This window comes from Brasilonema octagenarum UFV-OR1, from assembly GCF_963888615.1.
In the GTDB taxonomy this organism is placed as follows: Bacteria; Cyanobacteriota; Cyanobacteriia; order Cyanobacteriales; family Nostocaceae; genus Brasilonema; species Brasilonema sennae.
The window spans coordinates 1-26,882 of the sequence record NZ_CAWPKW010000279.1; the positions used below are offsets into that span (position 1 = coordinate 1).

The following is a 26,882-nucleotide window of genomic DNA, read 5'->3' on the forward strand; positions in this document are numbered from 1 at the left end:
CTACCAAGGCTTTCCGACAACGCAGAATTAATTTCTGGAGATGTCTATTAGGGAGCAGGTTACCGATTTCAAAGCCTTGTCCATCGTCCTTAACACGCAAGATGCACTGTCCATTTTCATACACCAACTCAAGTCGCATCAAAAAAAAGAAATCTATTAGTTTCAGAACAATGTCTGAAACGAGTTTGGGAATCGTTGCATTCGCCTCATGCGGACGAATAGGTGATTTGGCAATATGACAATGGACGAACTCTAGGATGTCGGTTGTGGGAAACGGCAACTGTCCAGTGAGCAGTTCGTAGAACGTCACCGGTGCGGTAATCGAGCAAACGGTTCATTGCTTTAGTTTGAGTCTGAATTCCAACTTAAGTTCGAGTCAATCTCCTATTTTAGGTGGGCTGGTTAATCAATCTTTCTATCATATAAAAGTTTCAACTCTCAGTGGACGACAAGTCAAAGCTAATTGCATATATTGAAGCTATGCAATACCGCTATTGCAACGAACGAAGCGAACATTTGATGACAAAGCTCTGGCATGAATTACGTAAGCTATTGCAAACTGATTAAACCACAAGTGTTTCGGCTTTTCTTAGTGCCATTGGCACTGTGGGGCGAGGTATCATCCAACTCGGCATTTTGCTATTGATTCTGACTCCAGTTGCACGAGTTGCGTTTTCAGTGTTTGCATTTTGGCAACAACGCGATCAACGTTACGTTGATTGTGCTGTTGATTCTTGTTCACGGTCTTCTGACGACAAGGTAATTTGAGAAGTTTCAAAACGGGAGGAGGCAATGAAACTACTATCGAAACAATCTACAGTACTGTTGGGTTTGACAACTTGTGTTTTAGCTCATCTCCCTTTACCTGCCTCGGCTGACTCGACTGCGAGCTTATTACTCAGTCTGAAGTGCCAAAGTGATTACACTGTAAATGTTTGGAGACGATATGCTTCGGGTGAGCTGCTTTACCGCGCTACAGGGCCTCTAGGAAATTTAAGGTTGGGCAATGGAACCAGGGAGAATACAGGAGCCGCTGAGGTGTATAAGTTTAAAAATGACAACTATGTGTACCAAGTTCTTGGCGGGCGGGGAGATCACCGACAGCAGGGAACCTTAGAGGTGTTCAAGAACGGGCGGTCGCTCCTAAGCCAAGCTTGTGCGCAAGAGGGATGAAACCTATTGATTTGTTAGTTTCCGTTTAGGTTGCAATTTAATACTCTGTTTTGGTCTTTTGTGACAGACAGAATGCCGATAGCTGGTAAATCTGAAAGCGGTCGTGCTTTTTTCAATAACGTTATACCTATTAAGGAGATGTAGACATGACAATTGCAAATACAAATTCCAAAGTTGTGAATGGTGTTGATCCCTCTTGCCCTTACCTCTTTCACCTTGCAGCTTTAACGCCAACCACATTTGACGGAGGAAACTTACGGGGTGGAAACGAAGACAACTGGCCGGCTCTGGCGGGTCAAAAAGGTGCTACCTATTTCTTCCACCTTGAGCCTGGTGGCGTTCGAGAGCCCCATTGGCATCCGAGCGCGTGGGAGTTTAACTACGTCGTATCTGGGAAGGCTAAGTGGGCGATGCAAGGTCTTCAACAGGAACATTACACCTTCGAAGCCGGTCAGGGTGATGTCGTGTTCGCTCCTCAAGGCTTTTTTCACTACTTTGAAAATGCCAGCGATGACGAAGAACTCATTGTCATGATTGTGTTTAACAGTAGTGTGCCAGAGCCACGCAACGACCTTGGTATTGTCAATTCACTAAGCGTGATACCAAACGATGTCATGGCTGCGGTATTTGGTGTTTCTGCTGATGTCTTCAGCAACCTACCCAAGATTGAGAAGCCTGTGACGATTGTCAAGAAGCGGTCATCCCCTGCTTAATGCGATTGGTAGGGCGCACAGGTATGATAACCTCCACGCGCTCTGGAGCCACTCGAATCACCACTGATAAGCTAATAACCCGAAATCTACCAGGATGATGAGTGGCAATACTATCTTAAAAGTGAGGCACGAATGACCATATTCGCTTTTGAAAGTACCTCACGGACGTTCGACTTCCAAGCGGGTGATGTTGGCTATGTGCCGATGTCAATGGCGCATTATGTTGAACACACCGGAACAACAACCATGCTGGTTTCTAGATATTTTCCCGAGCGATCGCTTCAACGATGTTTCGCTGACGCAATGGCTGGCACTCACGCCACACGAACTTGTTACCGCGCATCTCATGATCGTGCTTTGGTCGATGCCATCTGTGCTCAAAAGCGCGCGGTCGTGCCGTCATTAGAGCAGGTCGCATCATAAGCAGCCGACGATCAGTACTGGGTAAGGTCGCGATTGTTACGGGTGCCGCTCGCGGAATCGGACGAGCAATAGCGATACGCGTAGCGTCAAGCCTCCGGCTTATCGCACTAACTTGTGAAGGTGTGGATATGAACGGGGTGTGGGGTGTGGAGAAGAACGATTGGACGGGGTTTGGGATCTCGCCCAATCAAAAGCGTCCTAAAACGGTAGGGCTTTAAACCCTAATGCTCTTAAGGCTATGGGGCAATACGGTTCAGTTAGAGCCAAAAACCTTAAAATTAGTAGGTTGGGTTTCGCTCCGCTTTACCCAACCTACTATTATCCTTAACTGAACTGTATTGGGCTATGGGGTAGGAATACAAGATTCATCTTTCCCTACACCCTACCCCCTCCGAGCTTTGCTCGGTAATCGGCATTTGATGATGTCCGAAAATAGTCACTGTTGTTATGATCAATCACTCCAGTTCAGTTCTACTCTTATCACAGCGTCGTCTGGCAATGGCTTTGATCTTTATCGCGGGTTATGTTGATGTCGTGGGATACATCACCCTGTCAGGCGTTTTTGTCTCCTTCATGAGTGGGAATTCCACAACGGCTGGTCTGCATTTAGGTCGGGGTCAAAGCGAGGTATTCGCTAAGGCGGTGTTGCCCGTCATTGTGTTTGTTTTGGGCGTGGGCGTTGGTTCCCGGATAATGCATCGTCGTCATGGTTTACGACTTGTGTTACTGCTTCAGGTGGCGTTACTAACGACATTTGCGGTGATCAGCAACAGTGTCATGCCGATCTCTCACCCACGCGGAGACTCATGGCTAATCCTCACGTTAACTAGCGTCTTTGCGATGGGTCTCCAAAATGCAATTGTTCGTCACATTGGTCAAGATAGCGTCGGTTTGACCTATATCACTGGGATGCTTGCTGCTTTAGGTTCTCACTTAGCAGCTTGGCTAGACCGTTCAGAACCCCAAGCAAGGAAGCATATCAGCTTATTCATCAGCCTATGGCTCAGCTTTATAGCTGGAGCGACCGTTAGCAGTTGGATCGCGCTCAAAATTGGAGTCACCTTACTTCCACCGCTCATCATGCTGCTAGTCCTACTGATTCTGGATTTTCGCCGCTCGACGACTTTAGCGTAGTAAAAGCGATACGAGGTTTCTAATTTTCTACTTTGTTGCTTGTGATGGACAAAAATCTGGTCGTGGCTCTGAATTTAAGTTGATTGCGGCAATCAAATGAGAGGCTCACAAACCTCATATCCATGATGGAAAGAAATAAAAAGGTCGTTAGCTTATGTTACTTCAACGTAAAGCCGAATCTATGCCCCATTCTGTACCGAGTTTGTCTGAAGTTCATCGTAGTATCTCGATTCCGAATGTTCAAAGCTTTTGGCGCAAAATGTTTGCCTTTGCGGGACCGGGCTACCTAGTTTCGGTCGGATATATGGACCCTGGCAATTGGGCAACTGACATTGCAGGCGGCTCGAAATTTGGCTATACCTTGTTAAGCGTAATCTTGCTCTCGAACTTGATGGCAATTCTGCTGCAATCGCTCTGTGTACGACTGGGAGTCGCAACGGGAAAAGATCTCGCGCAAGCGTGTCGAGATTACTTTTCTCCAAGCGTGAGTTTTATCTTGTGGATTCTGTGCGAAATAGCGATCGCAGCCTGTGATCTGGCAGAACTACTCGGCAGTGCGATCGCCCTCCAACTCTTATTTGGCTTGCCGCTCATGGCAGGAGTTTGCATCACCACTTTGGATGTGCTGGGGTTAATCTTTTTGCAAAGTAAGGGCTTTCGCTATACTGAGGCACTCGTCATCGTACTTGTGGCAACCATTGGAGTTTGTTTCGCTACAGAACTTTTATTTTCTCGCCCAGCAATTGGCAGCGTTTTGCAGGGCTATCTCCCTAACTCGGAAATTGTGCACAATCCTGAGATGCTTTACCTGGCGATCGGGATTCTAGGGGCAACGGTCATGCCGCATAACTTATATTTGCACTCCTCGATCGTGCAAACTCGAAACTGGCAACCGACCACTAACAAACGACGCGAAGCAATCAAGTTCGGTACAATTGATTCTACAGTTGCATTATCGTTTGCACTGTTGATTAATTCAGCGATTCTCATTGTCGCTGCTGCAACCTTTCATTTTTCTGGAAATCAAGGCGTTGCAGAAATTCAAGATGCTTATCAGTTGCTCTCTCCATTGCTGGGTGTGAGCGGTGCAAGTGCAATTTTTGGAATTGCGCTCCTAGCTTCTGGGCAAAGTTCGACGCTGACTGCAACCTTGGCAGGGCAGATTGTGATGGAAGGTTTTTTGCGGATAAAGTTACCCGCGTGGTTGCGTCGCTTAGCCACTCGACTGATTGCAGTTATTCCTGCCTTGATTGCGGTCGCGATGTTCGGAGAGCACAGCACAAGTAACTTATTAGTATTCAGCCAAGTCATCTTGAGTTTACAGCTTCCATTTGCCGTGATTCCGTTAGTGATATTTACGAGCGATCGCCGCTTGATGGGTGAGTTTGTCAATCCTCGATGGCTCAAAATCATGGCGTGGGCAGTTGCCGTCTTACTGGTTGGACTTAATAGTTGGTTACTGATTCAAGTTGGGATGGACTGGATCAGGCTCTAATTGCAGTTTATAAGGAGTGGTGACTACAGCAGAACCAGAGATGGCGGGGAGCCAAGTCGCGGCAGCGCTGTTATTGCTGGGATTCAATCAATTAATTAGTGCAATGAACAAATTTAAACCCTGTTATGCTTCTGGATGATTTAACTTATTTACTAGTAGCTCACTCATGTAAGTGACAGAAGAGGGGTAAGGTAGGACTTACGCAAAAATCGCTCTTAAGCTTAATTTATCGAAATAGAAGCGATCGCTTTAACGCCAAACTACAGGGAGAGCAATATTCTAACACTCACAAATCAAGAGGAATAGCAATATGCTAATGGCAGATTCCATTGGAACTTATTTAATCAAAAGGCTTTACGAACACGGCGTTCACCATATCTTTGGTGTACCCGGTGATTATGTTCTAGGCTTTGACAAGTTGTTAGAAAATAGTCCCATTCAATTCATCAATACCTGCGATGAACAAGGTGCGGGGTTTGCAGCAGATGCTTATGCCCGTCTACGCGGATTAGGTGCAGTGTGTATTACCTATTGTGTTGGTGGTTTTAAGGTAATAAATACCACCGCTCAAGCCTATGCTGAAAAGTCTCCCGTGGTCATAATTAGCGGCGCACCAGGGATAAATGAACGTATTCAACATCCATTGCTACATCATAAAGTGAAAGATTTTAATACTCAGTACAAAATCTTTCAAGAACTTACCATTGCATCTACGGTACTCGATGATCCCAACAAGGCATTTGAGGAAATTGATCGCGTGCTTGCTACTGCATTACGTTACAAGCGCCCAGTTTACATCGAAATTCCTCGCGATATGCTCAATCAACCTGGTAATCGTGATTATCAGTGGATTCCTCAAACAGATGTCAGCGATCCAACTTCCTTAGCAGCAGCTCTTGAGGAAACTGTCAAGCTAATTAATGCAGCCCATCAACCTGTGATTCTAGCCGATGTGGAAATTCATCGATTTGGATTGCAGCAAGCACTGTTACAGTTGACTGAAACAACGAATATCCCAGTAGCAGATACCATTTTAGGCAAATCGGTGATTAATGAACTACACACCAACTACCTTGGACTCTACGCTGGTGCTTTGGGAAGTGAGTTTGCTCGTCAGTATGTCGAGTCTAGCGATTGCGTGATTATGCTGGGTGTTTTTCTCATGGATTTGAATCTTGGGATGTTTACGGCTCACTTAGATCCAAACTGTGCCATCTATGTCATGAGTGAAAAAACGTCTATTCAATGCCACGAATATCAAGGGATTCGTTTACAAGATTTTGTTCAAGGATTACTTCAAACTGACATTCGCTTCCGAGAACTCAGTTTCTCCAATAGTTCTAAACCGGCGACTTCTTTTTCTCCCATTCCCGATCAGCTAATCACGATCAAACGGTTGTTTGAGCAATTGAATATCTTTATTAACAAGGATATGATAGTCATCGCAGACATCGGAGATTCGCTGTTTGGAGGATTAGATTTATTTGTTCATGGTAAAACTCGATTTCTATCCCCTGCCTACTATGCCTCTTTAGGTTTTGCTGTTCCCGGAGCTATAGGTGTTCAATTTGCCAATCCTCACATCCGCCCACTCGTGTTAGTAGGTGATGGTGCATTCCAAATGACTGGGGTGGAGTTATCTACAATCGCTCGATATGGGCTTAATGCAATTGTGATTGTTCTCAACAACGGTGGATACGCAACAGAGCGTCCGTTGCTCGATGGCAAATTCAATAATATTCGGCTGTGGCAATATAGTCGAATTTCAGAGGTAGTAGGTGCAGGTCGTAGATTTGACGTTCACACAGAAGGTGAGTTAGAAGCTGCACTCTTAGAAAGCCGATCCCACCCTGAAAGCTTTTGTATCTTGGATGTGCATATTGGTTCAGATGATATGTCACCAGCATTGCAGCGAATGACTAACGAACTTGCTAAAAAGATTCATTAGGGGTGTGGTCGAAAGTAGTTGGTAAGTGAGCGCTCGCTTACAGCGCTTTTCAAGGAAATAAACCACGGGTAGAGGCACAGCATGCCGTACTTCTACAAAAATCTGTGGTTCAAATAGCTGAAAATAGCTGTAATATAAAAATCACAATGACAATACCTTTGCCAATTTACGAGGGTTCAAAACCTGTAGAACCGGGATGAATAGGTCCTGAATAACTAAGCTTGGCAAAAATTTGGGCTAATAAAATAGGCTCAGGCTTTTCTGTAAGCATTTTTAATATTTCACGGACATATCGAAAGCCACGATAATAGGTTTTAAGGTCAATAAGGAAAAAAGGGGCAGGACAAAAATGTTTACTTTTACACTTCTGCGATCGACGATGCCACTTTTAGCGATTCTCATTCACGTTTTTTAACAACAGGATAATTTGCGCTCGCTCAACCGCGAACAAACTATCTGGTTGTGTTGTCAAGAGCGGTCACTTATGATGTTCTCTGGCTGGCGGCATTTTGATCGCCCAAGTGTGAGGTTGGCGATCGCCTTTCTATTCAGCTTGACTCTGGCGCTGGGCTGGACATCCCAAGTTTGGGCGCAGGTTTCTCCGGCAAATCCTGTAGTGCAAAGTGCTAACCAACCGCCTTTAGGAGTCCAACGGCTAGGCGCAATTGAAATAGCGACAGTGAAGTTAGATGGGGAAAATTTATTTCAAGTCGTTGCCCCGACTGTCTGGAACCGAAGCAATCCTGGCAAGCAGATTCCGGTTGAAGCCAGAGTCGAAGAGATTGAGGCTAACCTCAACCGCGTTATTGCCTTCGCTCCAATTCAGAATTTTGCAATCCCGATTGGTTCAACACTGCAAGGCGATCGCCAAAAAGGTTTCTACACGAACTTCGATCCCAAAACATTGCAAGTGTTTGTATCTCAGCTTGATGGCGATACTATCCTTCTAGCTAAAGATGCTTATCATTCTGTACCCCTGCAACTATTAACTGTCACCCAGTTAGATGCCGATTACTATGGGCTGAGTGTAGAGCAACTAGCGCAACAGTTGCAGTCGGGAATTTACCAACAGTTATTAGAGCAACTGAACGAGCGTTTACCTAGAGCGATAAAGCAACAAGTTCAGAATGCATTTATCAGAGCTACAGCCACGATTGGAGCTAGTTTGCTACTTTGGATGTTGTATAAACTGCTGATGGTGCGCGAGCGCGTTCTGGCAACAAGACAAGCTGCGGTCGTGGCCCAGTCAAAAGCCGCAGCAGATACGGCTACAGGCAATGTCCCTCATGCTCCATATTTGTTGGAGTTCCGCCACTTGCTGCAAAGACAATTTACTTTGGAGCGACAGCGCAATTTGGTTGCTTTCTTGAGATGGCTGCTGATCTGGGGTCAATTTATCGTGTGGAGCGGTGGAATTACCGCAATTTTAAGTTTATTTCCCCTGACAAAACAGCTAGCCTTGCAACTATTATCTGCACCCTTGCAGTTATTGTTGCTCTGGTTGCTTGTAGGATTGGCAAATCGGATGAGTAATGAATTACTCGATCGCTTTGCCAAAAATTGGCAAGACTATCATTTGTTCAATTTTCAATTTTTTACGATTGCCGACGCGCAGCGCAAATCTTTACGCATCTCCACAACTATTAGCGCGATCAAAGGACTGAAAACTTTTGTTGTTTGGGCGATCGCCATTGGTTGGGTGTTGCAAAGTCTGGGAGTCTCAATTGGTTCGGTACTAGCTGGCGGTGCGATTGTCGCTTTTGCACTTTCTTTGGGCTTCCAGAACTTAGTCAAGGATTTGGTCAATGGCTGTCTGATTTTATGGGAAGACCAATATGGGATTGGGGATGTGGTGGCAATTGTCAATACATCTGGTGGCAAAACAGGGGGTTTTGTCGAAAATATGAATTTGCGGGTAACTCAACTGCGAAATGATGAAGGGCGTTTGATTACTATTCCCAATAGCGCGATCGCTCAGGTAGAAAATTTGACCCGAATTTGGTCGCGGGTAGATTTTACGATTGAGGTGGCTTACGAAACAGACATCAAGATGGCATTGGCACTACTTCAAGAGATTGCCCAACAGATGTACGGCGAACCCCAGTGGCGCGATCGCCTAGTGGGACTGCCAGAGGTTTTAGGAGTCGATAACCTCGCTCACACTGGGATGATGATTCGAGTGTGGATTAAAACCCAACCACTGCAACAGTGGGTTGTTGGTCGCGAATTTCGCCTGCGCGTCCGCGTTGCTTTTGAAGAGCATGGCATTCAGATTGGCACACCCCAACAAGCCGTATGGTACGAATGGCACTAGGAAAAACTCTAAGCTTTACAGAATAGTGGTTATAGCGTTTATATTGATTGACACTCCCCACGCCTAGAAGGCAGGGGATTCTTGCTTCACGGAGATTCCAATGAATTTACCCGAAGCCGCGCATCTTGACCGTGTGCCCCACGGCTGCAAGTCCACGTATCGCGACGACTTGAGCGGCTGCGACATCTCTATCAGTCGTATAGCCGCAATTCGAGCAAACATGAGTACGTTCTGACAGTTCTTTTTTTCCTGTCTCGGTTCCACAATTAGGGCAAACCTGACTTGTCTTACGGCTATCTACTTTTTGAAAATAGACATCACGCTTAAAACAAATCTGTTCGAGAATGTTGAAGAATTGACCAAACCCGGCATCCAGGCAATGTTTTCCCAGCATTCCTCTAGATAACCCGACTAGATTCAAATCCTCGACAAACACCATTCCTGCGCCATCACAGATTTGGTGAGACAACTTTGTGTGGACGGGTTCCCCGGGATAAAGCACCTGGCGTTCCCCGGCGCACTACACCCCCATAGCTAGAAGCTAGGGGCACTGTGCGCGTTTTTGGTAGAGCGAAAACTTTGGCAAGCGTCAATAAATAGTAACCTGTGATACAGTTTTCCGTTGAATTCACATGCGCCACCTAGTTGTAGAATAGCTCACCAGCGCGAGCATTTTTCTCGCGCTGGTGAGCGTTGTTTCAGTCCGCGAATTGGGTTAGATTTTATATACCCTTGTTCAACAGTAAAATTTAATAAGCTTTGCAGTATTGCTTGATGCTTATGATGCGTTGTGTATTTTAAATGGCTTAGAGAAGAAAGATACTCAATAGCAATCAGCTTTTGCACTTTTCTCCAAAAACGGTATAACAGGCTACTATTTTTTTGTGCTGGTAAAACTTTTCGGTCTACTGAAATTAGAAGTCAACGACCGCACTCAAGCGGTGATTGTTGCAGTGAAACGAGAAATTGTCAGTTTGTAAGCAATTGTACCAGGACTTACGCAAAATTATGAAAAAATAAACCGCAAAGGACGCAAAGATCACGTATGCCTGCGGCACGGCTTTGCCGAACGCGTAGCGTGCGCCTTAGCGCATAGTTAAGAGGGTTTAAAAGAGTTTTTGCATAAGTCCTATGTACTAAAGTTTGAATTTGGATTCCAACTTTAGTTGGAGCCAAACTTCGATTTTGAGATGGACTGATTGATCAATCACTTTATTGAACAAAAGTTTCAACTCAAAGTGGACGACAAATTAAAAACAATTGCATATATTGAGTTTATACAAACAGTGATAGCAATTGAGTTGCAAAATTTAAGTTTGCCTTACTGAGGATAGTTTTATGACATCCATTTCATTACTGGTCAAAGATGATTTTGAGTACCTAAGGGTTCCAACTCAAACTGATTTTTTTGACAATTCCTCTATTAATTATGCACTCACTGCTGTTGCACAAGAGGTTGCTGAGTTGCTTCAACAAGCTTATCTTTTTCAAGCTGACGGTGTCAATCATGCTAAGACGATCGCGATTCGGACAGTCAAAGGAAAATATATACAAATCATTATAATTGAGCCTTTGACTGATCGAGAGTTAGAGATATTGCAATTGATTGTTGATGGACATAATAATAGTGCGATCGCCCAGAAGCTCAAAATCGCTAAGGGTACGGTGAGAACTCATGTTCGTAATATTTTAAAGAAACTCATGTGAGCGATGCCTTCGGCAAGGCTTCGCCAACAAACTCAAGCAGCGATTTAGGCGCTTCGATCTAGTCTTGTCTGCTAAACAGGACGATTTGTAATTTTTAAGGAGATAGAGCCATGTCAGTCAAGCATGAAGCTGTGAATATTTTTCCATCCCACGTTGAGGCAGAAGCTGCCGTGTTAGAACTGCAAAGAGCAGGCTTCGACATGCAAAAGATTTCGATTATTGGTAAAGACTATCAAACCACTGAGCATATCCGTGGATTTTTGACCTGGAAAGATACGGCTAAAGCTGGAGCTGGAGAAGCAGGCTACTGGGGCACCTTTTTTGGTGGACTCTTCGGCATTCTCACAGGTGTCGGCTTGCTCTTTATTCCGGGAGTGGGTCCTGTGATTGTTGCTGGGCATGTTGCTGGAGTGTTGGCAGGTTGGCTCGAAGGTATGGTTTTGGGTGGTGTGGGAGCTGCCGTTGCAGGAGGACTGGTGGGTGCTCTTGTAGGATTGGGAATTCCAAAGGAGAAAGCCCTAAAGTACGAGACACAAATCAAAGCAGGCAAGTTTATGGTCATTGTGTCAGGTACAGATGAGGAAATTAATCAAGCGCAACAGATTCTGCAAAATGCAGGTCATGAAGTCAATCAAACAGTTGTTGTTTAGCCAGGGCAGCAGCCACACAATCATGTCTTGCACCAAGTAGTTGTTGCTGGAAACAAAGGAATCGACTGCAAACGTCTCTTTAGAGGAACTTTCATGAAGCTCGACAGGTTATTTACTTCAACCCTTACTTTTAATTCCACGACTCCTTACCATCAAACTACTTGGCAAGTTATTCAAAGTTATATTCAGCTCACAAAGCCTCGCATCATCTTACTGTTACTGATCACGATGGCTGCCAGTATGGAAATGGCAGCAAAAGGGCACGTTGATCCCTGGTTTCTGTTGATCGCGTTAGTGAGCGGTACTTGTGCCGCAGGAGCAGCAAATACAATAAACTGTCTTTATGATCGCGATATTGATTTTGCGATGGAACGAACCCGTCATCGTCCGCTTCCGTCGGGTCGGATACAACCTCATGATGCATTACTGTTTGCAATCGCGCTCACACTGATTTCGTTTACGCTGCTGGCTGTTTTTGCTAACTTGTTGAGTGCTAGTTTAGCAATGGTAGGGATTCTCGTTTATGTACTGGTCTACACCCATTGGTTGAAACGGCATCACTCCCAAAACATCGTCATTGGAGGAGTCGCAGGGGCAATTCCGCCTCTAGTCGGGTGGGCAGCAGTAACAGGCGATTTGAGTTGGGCAGCATGGTGCTTGTTTGTGATCGTGTTTCTATGGACACCTCCTCATTTCTGGGCATTAGCAATGATGATTCAAGATGACTATGCCAAAGTTAATGTTCCTATGTTGCCTGTGGTTGCCGGGAATGAGACCACGGCTCGACAAATTTTTGCCTACACTTTAATCCTCATTCCAGTAACCTTACTGCTTGGTTATCCGCTTGATGTAATGAATTTGCTGTATCCACTTATTGCGCTCGTTCTTGGTGGCATTTTTGTTCATAAAGCCTGGTTGTTAATGCAGTCTCCCTCAAATTTGGAGTTGGCGCGGTCGCTGTTTAAATACTCCATTGTTTATATGATGCTGCTATCTATTGGAATCGTAATTGATTGTCTTCCCATCACTTACAGCGCACTCAACAGGATTTCTGGAATCATTAATCTGTTGAATTAAGCTACGGATAGCCAACTGCCCCATTTACAAGGGGATGAGGTTTTGCCCGCGATCAATAAAAATCTGAATTTGGATTTGATCAGGTTTTTTCAACATCATCAAAACAGCATAAATTTCTGTTTAACTATACAAACTTACATGGTCAGAAATATGCCGTTGTTGTATGGTAAAGGAAGTTCTTATTAAAAGCCTGTTTTTATCTACACTCCGCGAAATTCGTCAGAACCAGAAATACACACATTTTTTGATTGAACGAAAACGGCTACATTGCTAACTCATTCGTTAGATTGCCCACTATTGTTTACTTTCCCTTTTCTAAAATGAATTCTTCGACTCGCCATACAATTATTGTTGGAGCTGGTTTTACGGGTCTTTTCACGGCTTTACATCTGCGTCATCAGCATGATCTTCGTTCAATCACCCTGATCGATCCGCAGGAACGGTTTGTCTTCAAGCCCATGTTGTATGAGCTACTGACGGGTGAATTGCCAGAAGACACAGTTTGTCCGACTTATGAAGAATTGCTGCAAGGTAGTGATATCACCTTTGTGCAGGACAAAGTAGCAGCGATCAACCTGCAAGAAAAACGCGTCCATTTAGCTTCTGGTCCAGACCACACCTACAGCTACCTTGTATTAACAGTCGGCAGTATTCAGGGTTATCTGGGAACGGAAGGAGCGCAAGAGAACGCATTCGCATTCCGGACGCGAGAGAATGCGATCGCTCTGGAACATCAATTACGGGATTGTTTGCAGCGCGCCAGTCAGACGAATGATGAAGCGCAACGACGAGCGCTCCTGACATTTGTTGTAGTTGGGGCAGGTCCAACCGGGGTAGAAATGGCAGCAACGTTAGCAGATTTGCTGCCCTACTGGTATGCCCAACTGGGCGGCAATATTCATGAGATTCGCATTATTTTGATCAATCACGGCAAAACGATTCTCGCAGGAGATGTCAATGTGGGTTTGAAGGAGAATGCTCTCCACGCTTTCAGAACTCGAACCGTACCGGTTGAATTGATATTAGGTGTAGGTGTGAAGTCCGTTGATGCAAACTACTTGGAGTATCAACCTGTTGACAGCGCAGAGAGAAAAAAACTGCTGACGCAAACCACGATTTGGACAGCAGGTACTGCTGTGAACCCACTCATCCAAAGTCTCAAGTCCCAGATTCGTGCCGACCATTTAGATAAGCATGGTCTACCGCTCGTCAGCCCCACTCTACAACTGCTGGATTTTCCAGAGGTGTTTGCAGCCGGCGATTGTGCAGATGTGCAGTCGCAGCCACTACCGGCTCTCGCCCAGGTGGCTTATCAACAAGGTGCAAACATTGCTCATAATTTGATTGCACTTGTTAGAGGGGCATCCCCTAGCCCAGCTCATGTGAATCTTCGCGGCACCCTGATGAAGTTGGGCTTGAACAATGGAGTAGCGAATTTATTCGACAAAGTGCAGGTGACTGGCAAACCCGGCGACCTGATTCGCAATGCAACCTATTTGGAAATGCTGCCCACGCCACTACATGATTTTAAGGTAACAACCGAATGGCTTAAGGAAGAAATCTTCCATCGTTACCACCGACCCAAGCTGGTTTCTGAAGCCGTCGCCAAACAGCCTCCTCTGTCTCCTGCTGAGCAACGAGAGCGATCGCTGGTCAAAGCCTTAGCCATCCTTGCGCCGATCGCTTTTCTGATTGTTGCTTACTTCGGCTTACGAACGCCACCTTCGGAACGACTCAGACAACCACAACCGAATTTACCTAGACAATCGACCCCATAGTTCTATATTCTATAGTCAGGAGACCGTGATACTACTACCGCCACTGAATAACCCAATCTCCCCTAGATATTATTTTCTGATGGTCTGCGGCAAACTTAATTCTCATCAATAGAATGTCAAACCATGCGACAAGAGACTTCTGTACCCGCACGTCCAAAGCGCATCTGGTTGCGTGTATTTTTGGGTGGTTTCTTACTTTACCTCATTAGTTTTATTCTCGTTGTTCTGACAGCCAACCCCAACCTGTTTCCAACCCTGATTCTGTTAGGCAATTTTTTGGTGCCTGTCACTTTTGTCACCTTCCTGTACGAGCGTCAGCAACTCAGCAACATCACCTTACCAAGTTTAGGCTTGAGCTTCTTTCTCGGTGGTGTCATCGCTGTCTTTGAAGCTGGATTTCTGGAGAAATTGTTGATCAGCGGTCCCAAGTTCGACTTTTTTACCGCACTTCAAGTCGGGCTGATTGAAGAACTGGTCAAGCTAATAGCAGTCATGTTTGTGGCGCGCCGAATGCGACACAATTCGGAACTCGACGGATTACTTCTGGGAGCAGCAGTTGGAATGGGATTTGCTGCTCTAGAGAGCACTGGATATGCATTTACTGTATTTCTAATGGCATTTGCGCAAGGGTTAAGACCCAATGCACCAGAAACGTTTCCACTATTAGTAACGGTTGGAGTCACAGGACTGCGTAGCTTGCTGTCTCCATTTGGACATGGGGTCTGGACAGCAACCCTCTCAGCAGTGCTATTTCGTGAAAGCAGACCGGAACGATTCAGAATTACCTTTCCAGTGTTCTTAACTTATCTCATAGTCTCTCTTTTACATGGGCTATGGGATGGAATGCCAATAGGGCTTGTGTTAGACATTCCAATTATCAATTTATTACCGATCGGCTACTGGATTGTCATATTAGTAGGGGTATTGATGCTGATGCGTTTATGGAAAGAAGCTATCCGTGCAGCAAGACCTGCACTTTGATCATATATTTTATTACATTAATTCAATCAGGGAGATCAACATGAGAGCTACTGAATCTGAGACGAGAGAACAAACGATTAATTCTAGATGGTTAACGACGATTGCAATCTTCATGATTATTTTGGGGATAATTGCGATCATATTTCCCTTTTTTGCCACGATTACTTCGACCTTAGTGTTTGGCTGGGTTTTTATTTTTGCTGGAATTGCTCAAATCGTTTATGCCTTTCAATCTAAAGGGGCAGGTCAAGTTGCATGGAAGCTCATTTTAGGACTTTTGTATCTTCTAGCCGGGATTTTTGTCTTAACCGATCCGCTCCAGGGGGCGCTTGCCTTCACGTTAGTCTTGGGTGTTACAATTTTTGTGCAAGGCATCATTCAAGTCTCACTTGCGTTTCAACTGCGCCGGATTTCACCAAATTGGGGATGGATGCTCGTCAGCGGCATCGCAGGAATTATTTTAGGGATTTTCATCTGGTCTAGCTTTCCGTTTAGTGCATTCTGGCTGATTGGGACTTGGGTGGGAATCAATCTGTTTTTCGATGGCGTTTGGATGCTAACGCTGCATTCTGAATAGCCCCGTACTCTGCCTTAGCAATCACCTTGGGCATGAAGTCTCGTTTGCGGTAACCAGTGAGTTTCATATCTGGCATCTTTGAAAGTAGATTTAACGGTTTCGATTAGTATCATTCTTGAGATTCCAATTATAGAGATTAGCTCCTAGTTTGAGTTTTTTCGTCTCCTAAGTACCTACGCATAAATATTTATAAATTTCTCAAAACTGCTGAAACTTTTGAATTGCATTGCTGTTAAGAGTTCCCCCTCCTAGGTAAATAATTTATTTTCCATAATTACTTATCCTCTAGAATGACTGGTACTTTATTTTCCGGCAAGTCCCTAAGGTATAACCCTACTTTGACTCAATTGCTCTCATAGTTCTATAGATAGGAGAACGTAATGCCTCTGCCACCGTTGAATGATCAAAATCTCCCCTACCCAGACACCATGCATCCGGTCGTCGTCCACTTTGTGATTGCGATGGTATTTTTTGCCTATTTTTGTGACATCGTCGGATATCTTAGCCGCAACCACCGGATGTTTGAAGTGAGCTGGTGGAACCTGGTTCTTGCATCGGTTGCCATCTTTGTTGCCGTGATTTTTGGTCAAATTGAAGCTGCATTGGCACAACCTTATCCGGCTGCCCAGCCCGCATTAAATTGGCACACCATAAACGGTTGGTCAATTTCAGGCATTTTGGTTGCTATCACGGCCTGGCGCGGCATTATCCGGGTTCGTAATCCGCTAAAAGTGCCTGTCACGTACCTGGGTGCAGCTACAGTTTTGATGTGTCTCGTCTGTTTGCAAATTTATTTGGGTAATTTAGTGGATTGGGTGTACGGACTCCATACGGTGCCTGTGGTGGAAGCAATGAAACAAGGACTCGTAAAATGAACCCACAATTAATTGATCAATTAAAGCAATTGGGAATTGAATTGGGGGCAAATGGATTACCCTATCGATTTCCGCTGCATCCGAATTTTGTACATCTGACTTTAGGTTTGTTCATTATCGCGATCGCGTTTGATATCGCAGGCACGTTATTTCCGCTAGAACGATCAATTCTGAAGTTCTTCTCAATGCCTGTCAGTCGGTCTAACTTTTTTGACGTGGCATGGTACAATGCTGTAGCGGCATCCGTTATCACCTTTTTCACCGTGACAGCAGGCTTTTTCGAGATCCTGCTAGCCGATCCTCCCGCAGAGATGAAAAGTGCCTGGGGATTGGGTGCGGGTACAACCATGCTGTTGCATGGCGTAGGCGGAGTGTTATTGCTAACCATGATTGTGGCAATGACCATTTGGCGAGGATATCAGCGCTTTCGCTGGCGCAAAAACAATGTTCAGCAGGTTCAGTGGAGCTATCTGTTAGCAGGCGTTTTGATGTTGGGATATATGTTCGTTCATGGCACATTGGGAGCGCAATTGGGAGCCGAGTTTGGCGTGCATAATACGGCTGCTTATCTGATTCGGCAAGGCGAAAACCCTAATCAAGTCCTCCAGCAACCCTAGTTTTATTATGCGAACCTTTAACATTACGCTATTAGCTATTTTTGTTGGCGTGATCATTCTTACCAGTCATGCAATGGGACAGCAAGCGTATCATTGGCTCCCGATCGCGGCAGCAGCAGAGGCTGAACCCGTAGGTCACTTGTTTAGCTTCTTAGTGACACTCGGAACGATCGTCTTTCTAAGTGTGATGGGAGTGCTAGTTTATTCAATTCTATTTTATCGAGCCAGCGACACGAGCGATGCACCTGCCATTCGCGGCAATTTGAAGCTAGAGATTACCTGGACGGTGATTCCAATTCTGTTGGTGATCTGGATTGCGGGCTATAGCTATAACATTTACCAGCGCATGAATATTCTCGGTTCCTTGCCACTGGTTCATCTACATCTCTTGGAATCCCCCGCCTATGCTGAAACAGGTAGTAGCAATATGCAGCCTACTGAACAAATTGAGGTGATCGCCAAACAGTGGTCCTGGTCATTCCACTATCCTAGCCAAAATGTCACCAGCACAGAATTACATATTCCTGTCAACCGCCCCGTTCACCTAATGTTGAAGTCTGAAGATGTGGTGCATGGCTTCTATGTGCCCAACTTTCGCATTAAGCAGGACATTGTACCGAATCAGACGATCGCGTTCAAATTTACTCCGAATCGAATTGGTCAATATCAACTGCACGACTCTCAGTTTAGCGGTACTTATTTCGCGCTGATGGAAGCCAATGTGTTTGTCGATTCTCCTGAACGTTACAACCAGTGGTTAGCTCAAGCCGCTACCCGTCCCTCTGTTCCAGCCATCAATCCCGCAAAATCTGAGCATAGTCAACCTCCCAAAACACCGTTAAGAAGCAATTGGCACACCGTTCCACCTGCTCAACCTCCCGTTGTGAATAAATAAGTACCATTACAAAATTAATTACACATCTTGTTTCTCTGTTAAGAGTTCCCTCTCTCCACCAATAAATTTAATTTTGCACGACTACTTAAATGACAAATATCTCCATTAAAAGTGCTAGTGAGCCTGAACAAACTGATTGGAAGCGCTACTTCAGCTTCAGCACCGACCATAAGGTAATTGGTGTTCAGTATTTAGTTACAGCATTTATCTTCTTCCTGTTTGGCGGCTTATTCGCCATGATTATTCGTGCCGAACTGCTCACCCCACAATTAGATGTCGTTAATCGCTCCCTTTACAATGGTCTGTTCACAATGCACGGCACGATCATGATCTTTCTGTGGATCTTTCCAGCAAATGTGGGATTAGCGAACTATCTGGTGCCACTGATGATTGGGGCGCGAGAGACGGCGTTTCCGGTGCTGAATGCGATCGCCTTTTGGCTGATTCCAGTTGTGGGGATCTTGCTGTTGTTCAGCTTTTTCTTACCCAGTGGCACGGCTCAGGCAGGCTGGTGGTCTTATCCTCCGGTGAGCATTCAGAACCCGTCAGGACACTTGATCAACGGAGAATTTATCTGGTTACTGGCAGTGACAATCTCTGGAGTCTCATCCATTATGGGCGGTGTGAACTTAGTCACGACCATTGTGCGAATGCGGGCACCAGGAATGACCTTTTTTCGGATGCCAGTTTATGCCTGGACGACTCTCAGTGCTCAACTGCTGCAATTGTTTTGCCTACCTGCCCTCACGGGTGCAGCTATTCTGTTGCTGTTCGATCTTTCCTTGGGTACTGACTTTTTCAGTCCCTTTAAGCAGGGTGATCCGATGATCTACCAGCACTTGTTCTGGTTTTACTCTCATCCGGCTGTGTATGTCATGGCGTTACCTGCCTTTGGAGTATTCTCAGAAGTTATTCCTGCCTTTGCTCGCAAACCCTTGTTTGGCTATAAAACCGTTGCCCTTTCCTCCCTGCTCATTGCTGTGATCAGCACCTTTGTTTGGGCGCATCACATGTTTGCTAGCGCCACCCCCAACTGGATGCGAATGTTGTTCATGGCAACATCAATGTTGGTGGCAGTGCCGACAGGAATCAAAGTGTTTGCCTGGACTGCGACCGTTTGGCGGGGCAAACTGCATTTCAAAACCCCGATGCTGTTTGCTTTGGGCGGTGTCGCCATGTTTCTGTTTGCGGGCATTACCGGAGTGATGCTGGCTGCTGTACCCTTTGATATTCATGTTAACAATACTCATTTTGTCGTTGGGCACTTTCATTATGTAGTATTTAATACCGTTAGTATGGCAATATATGCGGGAATCTACTACTGGTTTCCCAAAATAACTGGACGTATGTACTCCGAGGGGTGGGGCAAACTGCACTTCTGGCTCACTTTTATCGGCGCGAACCTCAACTTCTTTCCGATGCACCCGCTCGGCTTACAGGGAATGGTGCGCCGCATCGCCTCCTACGACCCGCAGTACACCGGATGGAATATAGTTGCTAGTTTAGGAGCCTTTCTATTGGGCATGTCCACCTTACCTTTTATTGCCAATATGGTGAGCTCCTGGTTACGGGGACGCAAAGCACCTAATAATCCTTGGAATGCCACTGGACTAGAGTGGACAACCTCCTCACCGCCGCCACTCGAAAACTTTGAAGAAATTCCAACCGTGACTTTAGAACCTTATAGTTACGGAGAATCTCACCGATTAACTACCGATCCGTCGTCTATCTAAGTGTCGTTATCGTTTCCTTTCAGGAGGCAGTGATGGAAAGCCCGCTCGATTCAGGAAATTCGCTTTCAAAAAACCTTAATTCAACGCCTAAGCGGGATAATCTTGCCTTTGGGTTTCCCATATTCCTCCTATCGGAGAGCATCATATTTGTCAGCTTTTTTGTCACCTATGCGCTGCTTCGTTGGAAAAATTCAACTTGGTTTCCACCTGGAGTTTCTGGGTTAGATATTCCCAGAGCGGCAATTAACACCGTTATTTTGGTGTCCAGTAGTATCGTGCTCTATTTTGCAGAGCGAGCGATCGCTCGCCACAAGCTGGTTAAATTTCGTCGTCTGTGGTTACTGACTGCTGCATTGGGTGTGATTTTTCTGATTGGGCAGGTGATTGAATGGCGTGATATGCCCTTTGGACTGGATGCAGGGCTGGCAGGTGCAACCTTCTATCTGCTGACTGGCTTTCATGGAATGCACGTTTTTACTGGCGTGGTGTTGCTGCTGTATATGTATGGACGCTCCCTGGTTCCCGGTAATTACAATGCGGGTCATCAGGGCGTGAGTGCAGTCTCCCTATTCTGGCACTTCGTTGATGTTATTTGGATTATTTTGTTTATGTTGCTTTACATCTGGTAGCTATCTTCAGCAGTGTCTTATATCACTCTAATTCTGGTTCCGTGCCCACCACCGATATTCGTACAACCTTCTAGCAACACATTGCGATCTGCTGAAACCAGCAGCGCTGAGTCCCAAGGGGACACGCTTACGCGAACGCTATCGCACAGACAATCACACAGAAGGCATGATGCAAAGAAAATACCTTATGGTTAATTTAATCACAGAACACACACTTCTAATGTTTACCGTAAAGGCTTTCGGGGCACTTTTTCCTATCGCGAATCCTATCGGTGCTGTAGCTTTTTTCTACAGCTTAACAGCAGAAGACTCTCCCAAGTTTCGACTCATCCAAGCTCGTAAAACAGCTTTGAATGTCACAGCAGTGCTAATTATATCGTTACTGGTAGGTAAATTCATTCTCAGCTTTTTGGGCATTTCATTGGGAGTTTTGCGAATTGCAGGTGGTCTGATTGTTGCTCATACCGCATGGGAAATGGTAACTGCTCACCCACGATTAACCAAGCAAGAACATCAAGAAGCCATAGACAAGGAAGACGTTTCCTTTACACCGATGGCAATTCCGATGATTAGCGGTCCGGGTGCTATTGGAGTTGTGATCGGACTCTCAACTCAAACGCATCACTGGATTGAACAACTGGGCTGCATTACAGGAATTTTACTATTAGGACTGTTAGTTTATTTGTTTCTGGTTTTAGGAGAGCCACTAATTGAGAAGTTTGGAGCAACAGGTATGGGCGCATTCAATCGCATTCTGGGATTTTTGATTTTAGCAATCGCGGTGCAGTTAATTTCAGAAGGTGTTCTGGAATTACTTAAGTAGATTTTTTCAGCTTCAAAAAACTCAATATGATTTATAAATCTACATTTACGAAGTAAATAGTTTACATCGGTAATCCTTTCTATGAATTTAGCTTACTACCCTAAGGAGAAAAAGCAGTGATTGCTCAAACTCAAATTGCGAACCAAACACAACTTGATCAGCTATGCATTAACACGATTCGTACCCTATCAATGGATGCGGTGCAGCAGGCAAACTCTGGGCATCCAGGTACACCAATGGCAATGGCTCCTGTCGCCTACTGTTTATGGCAGCGATTTTTACGGTTCGACCCCGAAGATCCCATTTGGGCAAATCGCGATCGCTTCGTGCTCTCGAACGGTCATGCCTCCATGCTGCTGTATTCTTTGTTACATTTAACTGGTGTCAAAGCAGTTAATGCTAAGTATGAGCAGTTAGGTGAGCCATCCGTTACACTGGATGATATTAAGCGCTTCCGTCAACTTGATAGTAAATGTCCTGGTCATCCTGAATATCGCTGGACTTCTGGAGTTGAAACCACGACAGGGCCATTGGGGCAAGGAGTAGCAACGAGTGTGGGGATGGCGATCGCCGGACAGTGGATGGCGCAATATTTTAATCGACCTGACTTCGAGCTATTCAACTACAACGTTTATGCTCTATGTGGAGACGGCTGCATGATGGAGGGCATCTCCAACGAAGCAGCTTCCTTAGCAGGACATCTCCGGCTAAGGAACCTGTGCTGGATTTACGACAACAATCACATCACTATTGAAGGACACACCAATTTAACCTTTAATGATGATGTGGGCACTCGGTTTCTAGCCTATGGCTGGAACATCCTTCGTGTCAGTGATGCCAATGATCTCAATGCACTGGAACAAGCATTCAACACCTTTGAGCAAACTCACGACCGCCCTACCTTGATCATTATCGATAGCCATATTGGATATGGAGCACCGCACAAACAAGATACCAGTGCAGCTCACGGAGAACCGTTGGGAGAAGACGAAATCCGGTTAACAAAACGCAGTTACGGCTGGCCAGAAGATGCGAAGTTTTTCGTTCCTGATGGCGTGCGCGAACACTTCCAGACGCAACTGGGACAGCGAGGACACAAACTGCGCGAGCAATGGATACACACCTTCAATGAATATGCTGCTGTGTATCCAGAAATGGCAAACCAACTTCACAAAATGCAACATCGCCAACTTCGTGATAGTTGGGAAGCCGCATTGCCAACGTTTCCAACTGATGCAAAAGGAGTTTCTGGACGGGATGCTTCTGCAAAGGTGCTGAATGCGATCGCCCAACAGATCCCTTGGCTGATTGGCGGCTCTGCTGACTTGGCTCCCTCCACCAAAACACGGCTCACCTTTGATGGAGCAGGAGATTTTAGCGCTAGCGATCGCTGTGGGCGTAACTTTCACTTTGGCATCCGCGAACACGCAATGGCGGCGATTCTCAACGGACTCTCGCTCAGCAAAGTGCGTCCCTATGGTTCCGGGTTCTTTATTTTCAGCGACTACTGCCGTCCATCCATTCGCCTCAGCGCGTTAATGGAGATTCCAGTCATTTACATCTTCACACATGACTCGATTGGGGTAGGTGAAGATGGCCCGACTCATCAACCCGTTGAGCAGTTGGCTTCGTTGCGAGCGATTCCGGGACTGATTACCCTACGACCTGCTGATGCTAACGAAGTTGTGGAAGCATGGCGAGTGATTATGCAGTTGCAGCATCAACCAGTCGTGCTGGTGCTGACTCGACAGGCATTACCCACGTTTGATCGCACTCAGTATGCGGCGGCATCCGGTTTGGCTAAAGGAGCTTATATTTTGGCAGATGCAGAAGATGGTCAACCCAATGTGCTGCTGCTAGCAACTGGAAGCGAAGTTTCGCTTTGCATTGAAGCGTATGAACAACTTAAGACCGAAGGGATAAAAGCGCGGGTTGTGAGTATGCCATCGTGGGAGCTGTTTGAGCAGCAAAGTCAGGACTACCGCGATAGTGTGATTCCACCTGCGGTGACTGCTCGTGTCTGTGTGGAACAAGCATCGACGTTTGGCTGGGGCGAGTATGTCGGTTCGAGAGGGGGACGGATAGTCATGCATACGTTTGGTGCTTCAGCACCGTTGAAAGAATTGCAGCGCAAGTTTGGCTTCACTCCAAATCAGGTTGTTGCAGCTGCAAAAGCCCAGTTAGCAAGCTGACGTTTTGTGTTCTTGCAAATTCGTGTTAATTCAATAAGGATGTGAACTGATGATTAATGTACAAGCATCAAAAATAAAGAACCCTTTGCAGTCGTTACAATCCTACGGACAATCTGTCTGGTTAGACTATATTCGTCGCAGTTTAATTACTAGCGGAGAACTGCAAAAGTTGATTGATGAGGATGGTTTGCGGGGTGTCACCTCGAATCCTTCTATCTTTGAAAAAGCGATCGCAGGTAGTACCGATTACGATTCGGCTTTAACCACAAGCGAGCAAAGTCAAGATAAGAATGTCATGTCGCTATATGAGTCCTTTGCAATCGCGGATATTCAAGCAACCGCAGATATTTTGAGACCTATATACGAACAAACCAATCGGCGTGATGGCTATGTCAGTCTGGAGGTTTCACCTTATCTAGCAAACGATACTCAACAAACTATTTCAGAAGCTCGCAGACTATGGCAGGAGGTTGATCGTCCGAATTTGATGATTAAAGTGCCTGCAACACCTGCTGGAATTCCTGCAATTGAACAGCTCATCAGTGAAGGCATTAATGTAAACGTCACGTTGTTGTTTGCTGAAAATGTTTATGAGCAGGTTGCCAATGCCTACATGACTGGTTTAGAGTTGCTGACGGCCAAAGGTGGAGATATCAGCCGCACTGCTAGCGTCGCTAGTTTCTTTGTCAGTCGGATTGATACCGCAGTTGATAACCAGATTACGGCTCAACTTAAAACTACAACCGATGCAGTTCAACGTGATTTGCTCAAAAGCTTACTGGGCAAAGTGGCGATCGCCAATGCCAAACTTGCATATAAGCACTATCAGAACACATACAGCTCTAGTCGATGGCAAAAATTAGCCAGCCAAGGCGCACAAACCCAACGGCTATTGTGGGCAAGCACAGGTACAAAGAACCCCCATTATAGTGATGTGTTGTATGTTGAAGAACTGATTGGTTCCGACACTGTAAATACAATTCCACCAGCCACCCTATCTGCCTTCCGCGATCATGGACATCCGAAGTCTAGTTTGACTGAAAGTGTTGATGATGCTCAATCGACGTTATCAAAGCTAGAGAAAGCAGGAATTTCTTTACAGCAGATTACAGACAAATTATTGGCAGAAGGGGTGCAACTTTTCATGGATGCCTTTGACCAATTGTTAGGTACAGTCGAGAAAAAGCGGACAGCAATTCTTGGTGGAAAGCTTGATCGCCTAACCTACAAATTGCCTGATGCGCTGAATACTACTGTTCAAGCATCTCTAGACGATTGGCAGAAGAATGGCAAGATTCGTCGCCTATGGGCACAGGATGCAAGCTTGTGGACAGGAGTAGATGAAAACAAATGGTTGGGTTGGCTCGGTATTACTGAAGACCAACTTGCACACCTGGATCGTCTTAAGCAACTCGCGCAAGAAGTCCAAAACCTAAAATTCTCCCATGTGTTATTATTAGGCATGGGTGGCTCTTCGCTCTGCCCAGAGGTGATGAAGCTCACTTTTGGTAAGGCACAAGGATTTCCCGAACTGCTCGTACTCGATTCTACCGATCCAGCTCAGATCGAAGCGATCGAAAGTCAGATTGACCTCACCAAAACACTGTTCATCGTGTCGAGTAAGTCTGGCAGTACACTGGAGCCAAATATTTTCAAACAATACTTCTTTGATCGCGTGCAGCAAATTCTGGGTGCAGAATCAGCAGGCAATCGCTTTATTGCCGTAACTGATCCCGGTTCTAAACTGCAACACATTGCTGAAGGCGATGACTTCCGCCACATCTTCTTTGGTGTACCCAGCATCGGTGGTCGCTATTCTGCCCTATCCAACTTTGGCATGGTACCTGCGGCGGCGATTGGAGTGGATGTAGCAAAGTTCTTGGATACGGCTGAAGTCATGGTGCATTCTTGTGCATCATCCGTTCCGGCGAAAGAGAATCCCGGCGTTGTGTTGGGAACCATTCTGGGTGTTCTGGCAAAGCAAGGACGAGACAAAGTCACGCTGATCACGTCACCGGGAATTGCAGACTTGGGCGCATGGTTGGAGCAACTATTGGCAGAGTCTACAGGGAAAGACGGTAAGGGATTGATTCCAGTGGATCGAGAACCGTTAGGAACTCCAGATGTGTATGGGAGTGACCGCATTTTTGCTTACATTCGCTTAGACTCTGCTCCTGATTCTACTCAAGACGCTGCTGTCACGGCATTGGAGCAGGCAGGACAACCTGTAGTTCGGATTACCGTTGCCGATCCCTACCAACTTGGTCAGGAGTTTTTCCGCTGGGAAATTGCGACTGCTGTAGCCGGTTCCATCATTGGTATCAATGCCTTTAACCAACCGGATGTTGAAGCCAGCAAAATTGTTACCCGCCAGTTAACAGCTGAATACGAGAAAAACGGAAAACTGCCGCCCGAAAGCCCAATCTTCACGGTAGATGGCATTCAATTATTCACTGATCCAAAAAATGCCGCTGCACTGACAGAGGCAGTAGGAACGGATCAATCGTTGGTTAATTATCTGCGTGCCCATTTGAATCGACTACAGGCGGGAGATTATTTTGCACTGCTTGCATATATCGAGCGCAATGATATACACCAAGCGCAGCTACAAGCCATTCGAGAAAAAATTCGGGATGCAAAGCAAGTCGCCACTTGCCTTGGCTTTGGTCCCCGCTTCTTGCACTCCACAGGGCAGGCTTACAAGGGTGGACCAAACAGTGGCGTTTTTCTCCAAATCACCTGTGATGATGCCACGGACATTCCCGTTCCTCAGCAGAAATATACATTCGGAGTTGTGAAAGCGGCTCAAGCACGAGGGGATTTTCAGGTTTTGGCGGAACGTGAGCGACGGGCGTTGCGCATCCATCTTGGCAAAGATGTTCAATCTGGTTTAGCTACCCTAAAAACCGTGATTGACCAAATTCTGTAATTGACATCTTGCACCAGTTGCGTTAAAGCAATTTTTGTAGGGTGGGCAGTGCCCTAAACTTATGTTGAGATCATCAGATTTTACGATTCACTGCCCACCCTACTACACTCGAAAAATGGAAATTCATATTTGAGGAGTTTTGTCAATGCGTAAGTCCTAATAATGACTTCATTCAGATGAAAAGCGCTACATACTTCACGCAATTGAGAATCACATAGG

The 26,882-nt window shown here is 45.7% G+C and carries 24 protein-coding genes and 2 pseudogenes; 22 read left to right on the forward strand and 4 right to left on the reverse strand.

The genetic code is table 11. The features are described from left to right. The coding region (locus tag AC5590_RS23770; RefSeq protein ID WP_211178500.1) for a hypothetical protein at positions 1-310 on the reverse strand (310 nt) is incomplete at its 3' end. A gap of 296 nt (positions 311-606) precedes the next feature. Between AC5590_RS23770 and AC5590_RS23775 the strand changes: the two genes are divergently transcribed. The 3 genes from AC5590_RS23775 (at position 607) to AC5590_RS23785 (ending at position 1,886) form a co-directional block, all read left to right on the forward strand. Further along, positions 607-768: a DUF1634 domain-containing protein gene (locus tag AC5590_RS23775; RefSeq protein ID WP_305764691.1), complete on the forward strand. Its 162-nt coding sequence runs from the start codon at positions 607-609 to the stop codon at positions 766-768. A gap of 24 nt (positions 769-792) precedes the next feature. Beyond that, a complete protein-coding gene (locus AC5590_RS23780) occupies positions 793-1,173 on the forward strand; it encodes a hypothetical protein (RefSeq protein WP_169265857.1) in 381 nt (126 codons plus the stop codon). 146 nt (positions 1,174-1,319) lie between these two features. Further along, positions 1,320-1,886: a cupin domain-containing protein gene (locus tag AC5590_RS23785; protein WP_169265858.1), complete on the forward strand. Its 567-nt coding sequence runs from the start codon at positions 1,320-1,322 to the stop codon at positions 1,884-1,886. Between the two features lie 256 nt (positions 1,887-2,142). Here the strand turns inward: AC5590_RS23785 and AC5590_RS23790 are convergent, their stop codons facing one another. Next, on the reverse strand, positions 2,143-2,289 hold the full coding sequence (locus tag AC5590_RS23790; protein ID WP_211178501.1) for a hypothetical protein: 147 nt from the start codon (positions 2,287-2,289) through the stop codon (positions 2,143-2,145). A gap of 467 nt (positions 2,290-2,756) precedes the next feature. Here AC5590_RS23790 and AC5590_RS23795 point away from each other — a divergent pair, with 467 nt between their 5' ends. The 3 genes from AC5590_RS23795 (at position 2,757) to AC5590_RS23805 (ending at position 6,886) form a co-directional block, all read left to right on the forward strand. Continuing rightward, positions 2,757-3,443: a YoaK family protein gene (locus AC5590_RS23795; protein WP_169265860.1), complete on the forward strand. Its 687-nt coding sequence runs from the start codon at positions 2,757-2,759 to the stop codon at positions 3,441-3,443. Positions 3,444-3,597: 154 nt separating this feature from the next. Beyond that, positions 3,598-4,938 carry an Nramp family divalent metal transporter gene (locus AC5590_RS23800; RefSeq protein ID WP_248277258.1) on the forward strand — a complete coding sequence of 447 codons (1,341 nt, stop codon included), beginning with the start codon at positions 3,598-3,600 and terminating at the stop codon, positions 4,936-4,938. A gap of 316 nt (positions 4,939-5,254) precedes the next feature. Further along, complete coding sequence (locus AC5590_RS23805; RefSeq protein ID WP_498823981.1) at positions 5,255-6,886, forward strand: alpha-keto acid decarboxylase family protein; 1,632 nt, start codon at positions 5,255-5,257, stop codon at positions 6,884-6,886. 166 nt (positions 6,887-7,052) lie between these two features. On the opposite strand, the pseudogene AC5590_RS23810 reads toward AC5590_RS23805, so the two are convergent. After that, a pseudogene (locus AC5590_RS23810) lies at positions 7,053-7,214 on the reverse strand (IS4 family transposase); the annotation flags it as partial. Between the two features lie 156 nt (positions 7,215-7,370). Between AC5590_RS23810 and AC5590_RS23815 the strand changes: the two are divergent. After that, positions 7,371-9,200 (forward strand): mechanosensitive ion channel family protein, encoded by a 1,830-nt coding sequence (locus tag AC5590_RS23815; RefSeq protein ID WP_169265862.1) that lies wholly within the window; start codon positions 7,371-7,373, stop codon positions 9,198-9,200. Between the two features lie 106 nt (positions 9,201-9,306). On the opposite strand, the gene AC5590_RS23820 is transcribed toward AC5590_RS23815, so the two are convergent. Next, complete coding sequence (locus tag AC5590_RS23820) at positions 9,307-9,702, reverse strand: RNA-guided endonuclease InsQ/TnpB family protein (protein WP_498823984.1); 396 nt, start codon at positions 9,700-9,702, stop codon at positions 9,307-9,309. Between the two features lie 403 nt (positions 9,703-10,105). Here AC5590_RS23820 and AC5590_RS23825 point away from each other — a divergent pair. The 15 genes and pseudogenes from AC5590_RS23825 to AC5590_RS23895 all read left to right on the forward strand — a co-directional run. Further along, positions 10,106-10,180: pseudogene (locus tag AC5590_RS23825) on the forward strand (DNA-binding response regulator); the annotation flags it as partial. A 358-nt stretch (positions 10,181-10,538) separates the two neighbouring features. After that, positions 10,539-10,907, forward strand: coding sequence for a LuxR C-terminal-related transcriptional regulator (locus AC5590_RS23830; RefSeq protein WP_248277260.1), 369 nt, complete (start codon positions 10,539-10,541; stop codon positions 10,905-10,907). 110 nt (positions 10,908-11,017) lie between these two features. After that, a complete protein-coding gene (locus tag AC5590_RS23835; RefSeq protein WP_169265863.1) occupies positions 11,018-11,557 on the forward strand; it encodes a general stress protein in 540 nt (179 codons plus the stop codon). A gap of 93 nt (positions 11,558-11,650) precedes the next feature. Continuing rightward, positions 11,651-12,634, forward strand: coding sequence for a heme o synthase (locus AC5590_RS23840; protein ID WP_169265864.1), 984 nt, complete (start codon positions 11,651-11,653; stop codon positions 12,632-12,634). 320 nt (positions 12,635-12,954) lie between these two features. Further along, entirely contained in the window at positions 12,955-14,412 is a 1,458-nt protein-coding gene (locus AC5590_RS23845; RefSeq protein ID WP_169265865.1) for an NAD(P)/FAD-dependent oxidoreductase, read from the forward strand. A gap of 123 nt (positions 14,413-14,535) precedes the next feature. Continuing rightward, positions 14,536-15,393, forward strand: a complete 858-nt coding sequence (locus tag AC5590_RS23850) for a PrsW family intramembrane metalloprotease (RefSeq protein ID WP_169265866.1) — start codon at positions 14,536-14,538, stop codon at positions 15,391-15,393. Positions 15,394-15,433: 40 nt separating this feature from the next. Continuing rightward, on the forward strand, positions 15,434-15,970 hold the full coding sequence (locus AC5590_RS23855; protein WP_169265867.1) for an HdeD family acid-resistance protein: 537 nt from the start codon (positions 15,434-15,436) through the stop codon (positions 15,968-15,970). 380 nt (positions 15,971-16,350) lie between these two features. After that, positions 16,351-16,845, forward strand: coding sequence for a DUF2231 domain-containing protein (locus tag AC5590_RS23860; protein WP_169265868.1), 495 nt, complete (start codon positions 16,351-16,353; stop codon positions 16,843-16,845). Beyond that, positions 16,842-17,462: a DUF2231 domain-containing protein gene (locus tag AC5590_RS23865; protein ID WP_169265869.1), complete on the forward strand. Its 621-nt coding sequence runs from the start codon at positions 16,842-16,844 to the stop codon at positions 17,460-17,462. The genes AC5590_RS23860 and AC5590_RS23865 overlap by 4 nt, the downstream gene beginning before the upstream one ends. Before the next feature lie 7 nt (positions 17,463-17,469). After that, positions 17,470-18,357 (forward strand): cytochrome c oxidase subunit II, encoded by an 888-nt coding sequence (locus tag AC5590_RS23870; protein WP_169265870.1) that lies wholly within the window; start codon positions 17,470-17,472, stop codon positions 18,355-18,357. An 89-nt stretch (positions 18,358-18,446) separates the two neighbouring features. After that, complete coding sequence (locus AC5590_RS23875) at positions 18,447-20,090, forward strand: cytochrome c oxidase subunit I (RefSeq protein WP_169265871.1); 1,644 nt, start codon at positions 18,447-18,449, stop codon at positions 20,088-20,090. Between the two features lie 32 nt (positions 20,091-20,122). Then, the gene (locus AC5590_RS23880) at positions 20,123-20,719 is read left to right on the forward strand and encodes a cytochrome c oxidase subunit 3 (RefSeq protein WP_169265872.1); all 597 of its coding nucleotides are present in this window, start codon (positions 20,123-20,125) and stop codon (positions 20,717-20,719) included. Between the two features lie 187 nt (positions 20,720-20,906). Then, a complete protein-coding gene (locus AC5590_RS23885) occupies positions 20,907-21,542 on the forward strand; it encodes a MarC family protein (protein WP_211178502.1) in 636 nt (211 codons plus the stop codon). Positions 21,543-21,658: 116 nt separating this feature from the next. Further along, on the forward strand, positions 21,659-23,734 hold the full coding sequence (gene tkt, locus AC5590_RS23890; protein ID WP_169265873.1) for a transketolase: 2,076 nt from the start codon (positions 21,659-21,661) through the stop codon (positions 23,732-23,734). Positions 23,735-23,783: 49 nt separating this feature from the next. Further along, positions 23,784-26,663 carry a bifunctional transaldolase/phosoglucose isomerase gene (locus tag AC5590_RS23895; RefSeq protein ID WP_169265874.1) on the forward strand — a complete coding sequence of 960 codons (2,880 nt, stop codon included), beginning with the start codon at positions 23,784-23,786 and terminating at the stop codon, positions 26,661-26,663. Positions 26,664-26,882 lie beyond the last annotated feature (219 nt).